General features: G+C 60.5%; 5 protein-coding genes. 2 read left to right on the top strand and 3 right to left on the bottom strand.

Annotated features, from left to right (window positions below; all coding sequences use genetic code 11):
- Nucleotides 1–50: 50 nt before the first annotated feature.
- The gene (locus ABDX87_RS20965; protein ID WP_346829593.1) at nucleotides 51–1,406 is read right to left on the bottom strand and encodes a TolC family outer membrane protein; all 1,356 of its coding nucleotides are present in this window, start codon (nucleotides 1,404–1,406) and stop codon (nucleotides 51–53) included.
- A 421-nt stretch (nucleotides 1,407–1,827) separates the two neighbouring features.
- Here ABDX87_RS20965 and ABDX87_RS20970 point away from each other — a divergent pair, with 421 nt between their 5' ends.
- On the top strand, nucleotides 1,828–8,337 hold the full coding sequence (locus ABDX87_RS20970; protein WP_346829594.1) for a retention module-containing protein: 6,510 nt from the start codon (nucleotides 1,828–1,830) through the stop codon (nucleotides 8,335–8,337).
- 1,270 nt (nucleotides 8,338–9,607) lie between these two features.
- Here the strand turns inward: ABDX87_RS20970 and ABDX87_RS20975 are convergent.
- Entirely contained in the window at nucleotides 9,608–10,021 is a 414-nt protein-coding gene (locus ABDX87_RS20975; RefSeq protein WP_346829595.1) for a YbaN family protein, read from the bottom strand.
- Between the two features lie 10 nt (nucleotides 10,022–10,031).
- A complete protein-coding gene (locus tag ABDX87_RS20980) occupies nucleotides 10,032–10,619 on the bottom strand; it encodes a YecA family protein (protein WP_346829596.1) in 588 nt (195 codons plus the stop codon).
- 211 nt (nucleotides 10,620–10,830) lie between these two features.
- Between ABDX87_RS20980 and recQ the strand changes: the two genes are divergently transcribed.
- The gene (gene recQ, locus ABDX87_RS20985; protein ID WP_346829597.1) at nucleotides 10,831–12,957 is read left to right on the top strand and encodes a DNA helicase RecQ; all 2,127 of its coding nucleotides are present in this window, start codon (nucleotides 10,831–10,833) and stop codon (nucleotides 12,955–12,957) included.
- Nucleotides 12,958–13,080 lie beyond the last annotated feature (123 nt).

Raw genomic sequence — 13,080 nt, forward strand, 5'->3', positions numbered from 1 at the left:
GGTCACAGACTTCTCCCGCGCTAAATGCGCTACTGCTTACTTCAGTTCGCTTACTTCAGTTCGGGAAGCCGGGCTTCGCTTTTGACTTCTGTCAGCGCGACGGCGGCCGTTGGCAATACCACACGCGCTTTGCTCAGCAGCTCGCCTTCAGTGGCCAGCACTCGGTACATCGAGTACTCCTCGGTGTAGCGCAGTTCGGTGTAGCGACGGGCTGCGTTGTACAGCTCGTTTTCACTGTCCAGCAGGTCAAGGAGCGTGCGTTGACCCAGGCCGAACTGGTCCTGATACGCGGCGCGAACCTTGGTCGTGGTTTCGGTGTATTCACGGGCGATCGGGGTCTGCACACGGGCGTTGTTCATGGCGTTCCAGGCCAGCGACAGGTTCTCGTTGATCATGCGCAACGCGTTGTTTCGGATGTCCATCGCCTGGCCGGTCTTGTAGGAGTCTGAGTTCAGGCGGGCCTTGTCACGGTTGCCATTGAACAGGTTGTAATTCATCACCACGGCGGCGCGCCATTCGTTGTCGTGGCCTTCTTCGCCTTGCAGGTTGTTGTTCGCGCCGACTGCCAGTTCACCGTCGAACCGTGGATAAAACGGCGACTTGGCGACTTCGTATTGTTTCTCGGCGGCGTTTACATCGGCCTGGGCGGATTTCAGATAGGAGTTATTGACCAACATGCTCTGCCGGGCGTCGCTCAGGCTTTTCGGCACTTCGCCTTTGATCGACGGGGGCGCCTCAAGCTCATCGGGCATCTTGCCGACGGCGCTGAAGAAATTGGCTTCAGCGTCGGCAAGGTCGACTTGTGCGGTGTAGAAATTGTTCTCGGCCAACGCACGGCGAGCTTTGGACTGATCGCTGTCGGCATTGCTGCCGATGCCACGGTTGGTACGCAAGCCGATCTGGTCATTGATGCGCAGGTGGGCCTGCAGGTTGTTCTTCGCAAGGTCGAGCAATTCACGGCGTTTGAGCACTTCGAGGTACACCTCGATGGCCCTGAGCGCCAGATCCTCAGCGGTGCCGCGCAAGTAGTACGCACGGGAATTCACCACGGCCTGCGTACGGCCGACCTCGTTCTTGGTGTTGAAACCGTCGAACAGCATCTGGCGCAGACGCAATTCCGACTGGGTGTAGTTGAGCGTTTCCTCGTTGTGGTTACCGAAGGCCCGTGTAGTGGGGCTGTCGGTGTGCTCACGGCCATAGGCGGCGATCAGATCGACGGTGGGGAGATAGCCTCCTTTGGCAATTTTCACATCTTCATCTGCGGACAGTCGGTTGTTCACGTTGGAGTGAATTTCCGGGTGGTTGTCGACAGTGTTCTGAATCGCCTGACTCAGTGACATGGCTTGCGCTTGGGCGCAGGCGACCGCCAACACAACTGCACTGTAAAGCGGGGTCAAATCGCGCATGGAGCTTCTCCCTGGATTGTTGTCGTGCTGCTAACGCCAAAAAACCGACGAATCTGGCTGTTAAAACCGTATCAGGTTTGTAACATCAGAGCTAAGAACAACTTTGGGAAAAGCTCAGACGTTTTTTTCATAAGCCTTATTCCAAAAAAAACTTATGCCATTTCTGGTTTTCAAGCGAAGGTTGAATTCAGGAAACGCTTGTATTCAAGGTTTTACAAGCATCTTACGGTTGCTAAGGAAGTTTCAACGGAAATTTGACGGCGTTCGATCAAGCGGTTTTTCGAGCAAAAAACTTGAAAAGATTCAGCGACATAAAATTGTCGTATGAAGCTGGCTCCTAGCCATTTCTGTGCGCCGAATGAACAGTTTTTGTTGGATTCGTAACATTTTCTGATCCGGTATTTGCAGCAAGGGAGTGGATATGGCCAGGTTGATCGGTACTGTGCGGCAGGTGGTGGGCGACGTTTTCGCGGTGGCGGGCAACGGCACCAAGCGTCTGGTGATCGAAGGCGACAAGGTTTATGCCGGTGAACAACTGCAAACCGGACCCACGGGCGCGGTGGCGATACATCTGGCCAAGGGAGGCGAACTGACGCTGGGACGTGACAGCAGCATGCCGCTGACGCCGGAGATCCTGGCCAACCACGCGACCCACGTAGACACCCCGGATGCGGCGCCCAGTCAGGCCCAGCTGTCCGATGTGCAGCAGGTGCAGCAGGCGATTGCCGCCGGTGCTGACCCGAGCCAGATCACCGATCCGCCCGCCGCTGGCAACGCCAATCCCGGAGGTTCGCCCACGGCATTGGGGGGCGGGCATTCATTCGTATTGCTGACCGAAACGGCAGGCGTCGTGACGCCGGTCATCGGCTTTCCGACGGCCGGTCTGGGTTCCACGTTCATCCTGCCGGAGCTGGAGGTTGGCACGTTTGTAAACGGCTCTCCGGACTTCAGCCTTCCACCGATCGTCGTGCCGCCGCCGGTGGTGACGCCACCCGACAATCCGCCGCCTGATCAACCGCCACCGGACCAGCCACCACCGGACCAGCCACCACCACCGGTGGACAACGGCGTGAGCCTCGGTTCCAGCGAGGTGACGCTCAACGAAGCCAACCTGGCCGATGGCAGTAACCCGAACCCGGATGCGCTGACCCAGAACGGGGTGATCAAAGTCACCGCGCCTGACGGTCTGCAGACCCTGAACATTGGTGGCATCGACGTCGTGGTCAACGGCGTGGCAATCACCTCACCCCAGTCGATCACCCTGCCATCAGGCAATACGCTGACCATCCTGGGTTACAACCCGACCACCGGCGAAGTGACTTACACCTATACGCTCACCGGCGCGGAAACCCACAACCAGGGTGACGGCACGGTCAACAACGAACAGATTGCCGTGCATGCCGTGGACAGCGATGGCGACGTAGCGGACGGCAATATCAACGTCCACGTGACTGACGACGTGCCGCAGGCCAACCCCGATATTGGCTATGTCAAAGAAGGCGGGGAGACCAGCGGCAACATCCTCGGCAACGACACCGCCGGCGCTGACGGTCCGGCAGCCGGTGGTTTGATCATTGGCGTGAGAGCCGGCAGCGATACGTCGACGCCGGTTACCAGTGGCGTGGGCACGGTGATTCAAGGGCTCTACGGCACCTTGACGGTGGATGCCAACGGCAACGCTTCTTATGTGGCCAACCCGAATAATGGTGGTCAGGGCGATGCGCAAGATGTCTTCACCTACACCATCCGCGACGCCGACGGCGACACCAGCACCACGACGGTGACCGTCAATGTTTTCCACAACGATGGCGTGATCATTGGTGGCAGCGATTGCACGGTCAGCGAAGCCAACCTGGCCGACGGCAGCAGCCCGGACGCCGCGGCGCTGACCCAGACCGGCACCGTGAAGGTCACGGCGCCGGACGGTCTGCAAACACTGACCATTGGCGGCATCAACGTGATCGAGAATGGCGTGGCGATCACTTCGCCGCAATCGACCACATTGCCATCGGGCAGCACCTTTACTGTTATTTCCTATAACCCGGTCACCGGGGAAGTGACCTACAGCTACACGCTCAACGGTGCCGAGACCCACAATCAAGGCAACGGCACGGTCAACAACGAACAGATCGCTGTGCATGCCGTGGACAGCGACGGCGACGTGGCTGACGGCAATATCAACGTTCACGTGACGGACGATGTGCCGCAGGCCAACCCTGATATTGGCTATGTCAAAGAAGGCGGCGAAACCAGCGGCAATATCTTGGGCAACGACACCGCGGGTGCCGACGGTCCGGCAGCCGGTGGTTTGATCGTCGGTGTGCGCGCCGGCAGCGACACCTCGACTCCGGTTTCCGGCGGCGTAGGCACCGTGATTCAAGGGCTGTACGGCACGTTGACGGTCGATGCCAACGGCAACGCCTCTTATGCGGCGAACCCGAATAATGGGGGGCATGGCGACGCGCAGGACGTGTTTACCTACACCATCCGCGATGCCGACGGCGACACCAGCACCACGACGGTGACCGTCAATGTCTATCACAACGATGGCGTGATCATCGGTGGCAGCGATTGCACGGTCAGCGAGTCGCATCTGCCCTATGGCAGCGACCCTGACGCAGCGGCACTCACGCAAAATGGCAGCATCAAAATCACGGCGCCCGACGGTCTGCAAACCCTGACCATCGGTGGTGTCAACGTGATCGAGAATGGCGTGGCGATCACCTCACCGCAGTCGACCACACTGCCGTCGGGCAGCACGTTCACCATCCTCACGTACAACCCGACCACAGGCGAAGTGACCTATAGCTATACGCTCAACGGTGCGGAAACTCACAATCAAGGCAACGGCACGGTCAACAACGAACAGATCGCCGTGCATGCCGTGGACAGCGACGGCGACGTGGCTGACGGCAACATCAACGTTCACGTGACGGACGATGTGCCGCAGGCCAACCCTGATATTGGCTATGTCAAAGAAGGCGGCGAAACCAGCGGCAATATTCTCGCTAACGACCAGGCGGGTGCCGATGGTCCTGGAGCGGGCGGTTTGATCGTCGGTGTGCGCGCCGGCAGCGACACCTCGACTCCGGTTTCCGGCGGCGTAGGCACGGTGATTCAGGGCCTGTACGGCAACCTGATCGTCGATGCCAACGGTAATGCCTCATACCACGCCAACCCGAACTCGGTGAGTCATGGTGGCGAGCAGGATGTCTTCACCTACACCATCCGCGACGCCGACGGTGACACCAGCACCACGACGGTGACCGTCAATGTCTACCACAACGATGGTGTGACCATCGGCGGTGGCGACTGCACGGTCGATGAAGCGAATCTGCCGGGCGGCTCTCATCCGGATCACGATGCGCTGACGCAGACCGGCACCATCAAGATCACCGCACCGGACGGTCTGCAAACTCTGACCGTGGGCGGTATCAACGTGATCGATCACGGCGTGCCACTCTCGTCCCCACAATCGACGACGTTACCCTCGGGCAGCACGCTGACCATCCTCACCTACAATCCGACCACAGGCGAGGTGACGTACACCTACACGCTCAACCATTCGGAAGACCACAATCAGGGCGACGGCACGTCACTCAACGATCAGATCCCCGTGCATGCAGTGGACAACGACGGTGACGTCAGCGACGGCAATGTCGTGGTCAAGATTCTCGACGACACACCCCAGGCTCACTGCGACATCGGCAACGTGGCGGCGGGCGGCGATGTCAGCGGGAATCTGCTGCTCAATGATTCGGCGGGCGCAGACGGCGCAGGCCCTAACGGCCTGATCGTCGGCGTACGTGCAGGTGGTGACACTTCAACCCCGGCATCGGGCGGTCTGGGCAGCGTGATCACCGGGCTGTACGGCACGTTGATCGTCGACGCCCAAGGCAATGCGACCTATCACAGCAACCCTGCACTGGTCGGCCCGCATGGCGAGCAGGACGTGTTCACGTACACCATCCGCGACGCCGATGGCGACACCAGCACCACCACGGTCACGGTCAACGTTGCGCCGCCATGCCCACCGGTTGCCTGCAACGATCATGACGTCACCGTGCAGGAAAGCGCGCTGGATACCCACAAGGACGGCCAGGACCTGGCGCCCGGAAAAGTCACCGGCAGCCACCCGGGATCAACCGCTGAAACCGGCACCGGCACGGTTGCCGACTCGGCCCACGGCGGTTATGGCGCGCTGACCTTCAGCCTTGATGGCGCCCACAACGGCACCGTTCAAGGTCAGTTTGGCGTGCTGCACCTGAACGCGGACGGCAGCTACACCTACACGCTGACATCGGCACCGAAAACCACGCCTGCCGCCAACGATGGGCCGAACATCACCCACGACACGTTCAATTACACAGTCACCGATTCGCTGGGGCATTCATCCACCGCGCAGATCGTGGTCAACATCGTCGACGATCAACCTAAAGCCGCCTGCATCGACAAGACGGTGACCAGCGATGGCGTCGACACCAACCTGATGCTGATCGTCGATAATTCGGCGAGCATGAACGAGGCGTCGGGTGTGAACGGGCTGTCTCGTCTGGGCCTGGAAAAACAGGCGATCATCGAGCTGCTGAACAAGTACGAAGCCCTCGGCGACGTGAAAGTGCAACTGGTGACCTTCAACAGCCAGGCGAACATCGGCAGCAACGAATGGGTGGATGTCGCCACGGCCAAGGCCATGGTCAATGCGCTGACTGCTGGCAACGGCACCAACTACGACGCCGCGCTGGCCGCTGCACAACAAGCGTTCGTCGAGAAAGGCGCCATCGCAGGTGCGCAAAACCTTGCGTACTTCTTCTCGGATGGCAACCCGACGACTTCACCGCAGCATGCTGATCCGGATCACGTGCCGAACCCTGCACGCGGTGACGGTATCGACGCGACTGAAGAGCACGCCTGGACCACGTTCCTCGACAGCCATCACATCAACGCCTTCGCCATTGGCGTCGGTACTGACGTGAGCAGCACTTACCTCAACCCGGTCGCGTACAACGGCGCGACGGGCACCAATACCAATGCGGTGGTGGTCACAGACCTCGGTCAATTGAACGTGGTGCTCAGCGGCACCGTTCAGGGCGGGGTGCATGGCAGCCTGCTGGAAGGCGGCACCTTCGGCGCCGATCAGGGTTTCATCAAATCCGTGAGCGTCGATGGCACGACGTACACCTTCGATCCCAAGGCTTACAGCCATCAGGGAGGCGTCATCACCAGTGGTGGTGAAAACCATGGTGTCTTCGATGCCCAGACCCACACCCTGACGGTCACCGGTGAGCACGGCACGCTGGTTGTCAACATGGGCACTGGCGAATACAGCTACACACCGTCAGTGGGTGTTACTCAACCGGTGACCGAAAACATTCACTACGTGCTCAGCGACAACGACGGCGATCTGGCCTCGGCCAACCTCAACGTTCACGTCGTTCCGCCGCCTGTCTACGAAGCCCCGATTGCGGTGGCCGACAATGTCATCACCAACCTGGGCGGTTCGAGCATCGTCATTCCGGGCGCCGCGCTGGCGGCGAACGATGTACCGGGCAATGGCGGCGCGCTGACTGCTTCGCCGACGACCTTCAACACCGGCTGGACCGCCAAAGGTGCAGATTTCTCTGCGGGCTCGCTGAAAACCATCCAGTTCGCAGGGACCCAGAACAAAGACAGCAATCACCTGAAAAACCTGGACCGCAGCGATTTCTTCAACAACACGGCGACCACCGCTTTGCTGGTGATCAGCGGTTACCTGGGCGCAGTCAATGCCGCGCCGTCCAACGCACAGGACCTGTACAGCGTGCACCTGAGGGCGGGTGAAACCGTCACGGTCGACCACAGCCTGACCAACGACGTGCTGGGCATGGCGTGGAAGTTCGAAGACGGCGCGTATCACGGCCTCTCGGATGGCGGCACGTTTACGGCCACTGAAGAGGGCACTTATCGTCTGATCGTGGTCAATCAGTCCGACCCTGGCGTGAAAGAACACTACAACCTGAACTTGACCATCGATTACGCAGCGGTCAACACCACGCCGGATGTCCACAGCACCTACACCGTCACCGACCCGCACGGCGGCAGCAGCACCGCCGCCGTGAACATTGCGCATCAGGACGGGCATACGGTCTTGGGCACCACCGGCGATGATGTGCTGGTCGGCGCGGCCGACAGTCACCTCCACGGTGGCGACGGCAACGACGTGCTGGTGGCCGGGCCAGGCACCAACGAACTGTTCGGCGACAACGGGAACGACATGCTCTTCAGCGGGCCGGGCAACGACCTCCTTGATGGCGGCGCCGGGAACAACACCGCCAACTACTCGCTGGCCACGGCGGGCGTGACCGTCAGCACCGCCGAGCTGGGGGCGCAACACACCGGCGGGGCCGGGACCGATACCCTGGTCAATATCCAGAACCTGATCGGCTCCAACTTCAACGATCACCTCACAGGCGATCAGGGCAATAACGTGCTCAATGGCGGTCTGGGCAACGACGTCCTCAACGGCGGCGCGGGCGATGACCTCCTGATCGGCGGGTCTGGCAACAACACACTGACCGGTGGTCCTGGGCACGACACCTTCCAGTGGCAAGCCGGCAACACCGGGCACGACACGGTCACCGATTTCAACTTCGGTCTCGACAAACTCGACCTGTCGCAGCTGTTGCAGGGTGAGCATGCCGATGCCAATTCACTGGAGAACTTCCTGCATTTCAGCGTCAGCGGCAATGGCGCGTCGTTGGTGTCGAGCATCGGCGTGAGCAGTGTGGCGGGCGGGGCGACCACTCAAACCATCGACCTGGCCGGGGTTAACCTGGCTCAGCATTATGGTGTTTCCCCCGGGGCAGGCGGTGTGGTGGCGAGCGGGCACGATACCGCTTCGATCATCAACGGCATGCTGGGGGATCACTCGCTGAAGGTGGATACGGTTTGATTGAAAGGCTTGCGGTGTGCTGGAACACCGCACCAATGGTTTCGCGTCGCGATGTGCGCTTGGGTTGGGGGCGCTTGGTGCGGCGCGGATTGGGTTGTTGTGTGAAGAGGGTGGATTGGCGTTGCGGTCGGGTGTTAATCCGATCGTTCGGGGGCGCTGATCTTTGGGTTCTGCCTAACGGCAGAAGCGTTCCGCCTTCGGCGGGTGACTTGATAACTCCAAGTAACCAAGGGTTGGCTCCCGGTTGGGCCCGACTGCGTCGGGTACTCACTCCGGCGACGCTCCGTGGGCCCGCGCCGAACGGACATCCATGTCCTGACGGCGCTCTCGCGGCATCCATGCCGCTCGACCCACTGCGCGCCGCCTGCGTTCAGCCTGCACCCAAGTCGCGTTTTGTGGCGCCTGGACTTTCTCGGTATGAAGATCAAAAGCGAGAGCAGGAGCAGTGCGCTGCTTCGCTGTTGATTCTGCCGAAGGCGTAGGAGCGTGGCTTGTCCCGCGATCTGGTGCGAAGCAGCAGTAAAACCGGACTACTTGGCAGTATCAGGTAAACCGCATTCACCGGATTTGCTGCCGGTCCCCGGCAGATCGCGGGCAAGGTGGAACGCCACCCCGGTTGCTCCTACGCCTTCGGCAGAATCGAAAACAAGATGTACGTATTGATCGTCCCCACGCTCCGCGTGGGAATGCCTATCAGGACGCTCTGCGTCCAGGTTGACGCTGAGCGTCAGCCACTGCATTACCACGCGGAGCGTGGGAACGATCAATCAAGAGCAAAATCAACGGCAGGAGCAGGAGGCCGCTGCGCTTTTGCTTCTGCCGAAGGCGTAGGAGCGTGGCTTGTCCCGCGATCTGCCGGGAACCGGCAGCAAGACCTGTGCATGTGGCGTGTCTGGTAGAACAGGGTCGCTTGATTTTGCTACCGCTGCGCGGTAGATCGCGGGACAAGCCACGCTCCTACTGGTACTGCATCAGCCCGATATCAGCATGATCGTTCCCACGCTCTGCTTCCCGCGTTGACGCAGAGCGTCAGTCGTTGCGTCATCACGCGGAGCGTGGGAACGATCAATCAAAAGTGGAGTGTGGGAAATGGATGCACGAATCAAGATGCGATGAGCGTTAGCTCCAGCCTGAGTTGCTCTAATGCGCGAAAGTTCAGACACCATAAAACGCGACTTGGGTGCAGGCCAAACCAAGATTTAACCGCCAACCGAAGTGATGGGATAGATAAACGTTGTGAGCGCCAAGCGTGTGTAAGCAGAAAACGCCCTCACCGCCGCAGCGTCTTCTGCCGCAAGATATAAACCGTCACCAAAACAGCACTCACCCCCATAAACACCCGCGCCCAGACCATCGGCACCAGCCAGCAAGAAACCCCGATACTGATCCACATCAGACCGATCGCATACACCTTGCCCTTGAGCGGAATACCTTCCCCGTTCAGATACCCACGAATCCACGGACCGAGCCGAGGGTGATCGACCAGCCAGTGATAAAAGCGGGGAGAACTGCGCGCGAAACACGCAGCGGCCAGCAGAAGGAAGGGCGTGGTCGGCAGCACCGGAAGGAAAATCCCGATCACACCCAACGCCACGCTCAGCCAGCCAATGCCTTGCAACAGATACCGCACGAACCGGGATCGGCTCGTACGGGGTGTGGAATCACCGGAACTGCCGTGCGCCATAGGCGCCGACTCAGTGGTGGCGAGGTTTGAGGATCGCCGGTTTTTCATCCGGGGCGTGCAGCAGCAGATACAGCGCGGTCAGCGCCTCAGGGATCTGCACGATCATGTCGTCCATCAGATTGGCATCTGCCGCGATGTCGGCGAACTCAGGTTGCTCGTCGAACAGACCCGAACCGACCATGATCGGTAGCAGCATCTCGCTGACTTCCTCTTCATCGTTCTCGAACCAGGCCGATTCACGCAGGAAAACACCTTCCATGAAACCGATGCACCAGCCGCGCAGTTCGGAGTCGTCCGGGTCATCGCCCAGGTCCAGGTCGCAAGGCAGTTCGAACTCTTCGTCCGACGCCAGCTGACGGGCGATGTGCGCCTTGAGCTGGATCAGGGTGGATTCGATCTCTTCGTGCTGAGCCTTGTCCGCGTAGTGCGGTGGCTCGGCGAACAGCGCGTCGATCCACTCGCGGTCCGGCACGGTTTCGGCACAGATCGACAGCGCAGTCAGGTAGCCGTGGGCGGCTACGTAGTCCAGCGCTTCGTCATGCAGCTCATCGGCGTCGAGGAAGGCTTGCAGGCGGTGTAATTGCTCAGCGAAGGACATTGAAGGACTACCTTGGAAATAAACGATGCTGAATTCTAGGCCCTGAGCGCTGCAGATGCCAGTCACGAGGCCCTTGGAATCAGCATTGCTGCTAATTTCGACCGCTCGTGTCACCGCTGTCCTATCTGTCCGGGCGCTCCGGTATACTGCGGCGCTTTGCGATTTCCACAGCGAATCTTCACCCGCTGCAGTGGCACCATCCGGGGTATTTATGCTCGACCAGGCTCAACGCGTACTTAAAGACATCTTCGGCTACGACAGTTTTCGTGGCTTCCAGGGTGCCATTATCGAGCGTGTGGCCAGTGGTGGAGATGCGCTGGTACTGATGCCGACCGGCGGTGGCAAATCCCTGTGTTTCCAGGTGCCCGGCCTGTTGCGTGACGGTCTGGCGGTCGTGGTGTCTCCGTTGATCGCCCTGATGGACGATCAGGTGGCCACGCTGGAAGAGCTGGGTGTTTCGGCAGCAGCGCTGAACTCGACCCTCAGCCCCGAGCAGCAACGGGACCTGGCCAACCGGATTCGTCTCGGCGAGATAAAAATGCTGTATCTGGCGCCCGAGCGTCTGGTCCAGCCACGCATGCTGTCGTTTCTGCAGAACCTGAAAATCGCCCTGTTCGCCATCGACGAAGCCCACTGTGTTTCGCAATGGGGCCATGACTTCCGCCCCGAATACCTGCAACTGGGTCAACTGGCCGAGCTGTTCCCGGACGTGCCGCGCATTGCGCTGACCGCGACCGCCGACAAGCGCACCCGTGAGGAAATCGTCACACGCCTGCATTTGCAGGACGCCGAGCGTTTCCTGTCCAGTTTCGACCGCCCCAACATCTTTTATCGCATCGTGCCCAAGGAACAGCCGCGCAAGCAGTTGTTGGCGTTTCTCTCCGAGCGTCGCAGCGATGCGGGCATCGTCTATTGCCTGTCGCGCAAGAAGGTTGAAGAAACCGCCGCCTTCCTCAGCGACAATGGTTATCCCGCGCTGCCGTATCACGCCGGCCTGCCCATCGAAACGCGTTCGGAAAACCAGCGCCGCTTCCTGAATGAGGAAGGCCTGATCATGGTCGCCACCATCGCCTTTGGCATGGGCATCGACAAACCCAACGTGCGCTTCGTTGCGCACATGGACCTGCCCAAGTCGCTGGAGGCTTACTACCAGGAAACCGGGCGGGCAGGGCGTGATGGTCTGCCGGCCGATGCCTGGATGGCCTACGGCCTGCAAGACGTGCTGATGCTCAAGCAGATGCTGCAGAACTCCGAAGGCGACGAGCGCCACAAGCGTGTCGAGCACCACAAGCTGGATGCGATGCTGGCGCTGTGTGAAGAAACACGCTGCCGGCGTCAGGCGCTGTTGGCCTACTTCGACGAAGACATGCCCAACCCTTGCGGCCATTGCGACAACTGTGTCGACGGCGTGCAGACCTGGGACGCCACCGAGCCCGCGCGTCAGGCACTCTCGGCGATCTACCGCACCGGCCAGCGCTATGGCGTCGGTCACCTGGTGGACGTGCTGTTGGGCAAGGAAAACGACAAGGTCCAGAGCTTCGGCCATCAGAAGCTGGCGGTGTTCGGGGTCGGCAAGGCCCGCAGCGAAGGCGAATGGCGCTCCTTGTTCCGTCAACTGGTGGCGCGCGGCCTGGCTGATATTGATCTGGAAGGCTACGGCGGCCTGCGTCTGAGCGACACCTGCCGCCCATTGCTGCGTGGCGAAGTGACGCTGCAACTGCGCCGTGACCTCAAACCACAAACCACGCCGAAAGCGTCGGGCAGCCCGGCCAGTCAGCTGGTCCGTGGCGAAGAGCGCGAACAGTGGGAAGCCTTGCGCGCCCTGCGCCGCAAGCTGGCAGAAGAGCACCGCGTGCCGCCGTACGTTATTTTCCCCGACTCAACCTTGCTGGAAATGCTGCGCAGCCAGCCGGGCACCATGGCCGAGATGGGACGGGTCAGCGGTGTTGGCGCGCGCAAGCTGGAGCGTTATGGCGAGGCGTTCCTGGAGGTGCTCGGCGGTTCAGCGCCTGCTCCGCGCGTTGTGACCGATCTGCGGCATGAACTGATCAGCCTGGCCCGTGCCGGGATGACCCCGATGCAGATTGCCGGTCAACTCCAGTGCTCGGAAAAGAACGTCTACACGATGCTCGCCGAGGCGATCGGCAAACAGCAGCTGTCGCTCGAACAGGCGCTGGACCTGCCTGAAGACCTGCTCAGCGAAATTCAGGATGCCTTCCTCGACGGTGAGGGCGAGTTGCCTCCCGTCGCCGCGATCGCCGAACTGTTCACGGGACGCGTGCCCGAAGGCGTGCTGTATTGCGTGCGTGCGGCGTTGCAGTCGGAGTTTGAGGTTTAAGTCAGGCCGCCGCCCACCGATAACGGGAGATTCTTTGGTTCTCGACCAAGGGTTCGCAGAACCTCCGACAGCTCCAACAGGTATCGCGGTGTTCCACGGATTTTCGGCTGACAGAAGACCTGT

The sequence above is a fragment of the Pseudomonas abietaniphila genome (genome assembly GCF_039697315.1).
GTDB classification, from domain to species: Bacteria; Pseudomonadota; Gammaproteobacteria; order Pseudomonadales; family Pseudomonadaceae; genus Aquipseudomonas; species Aquipseudomonas abietaniphila_B.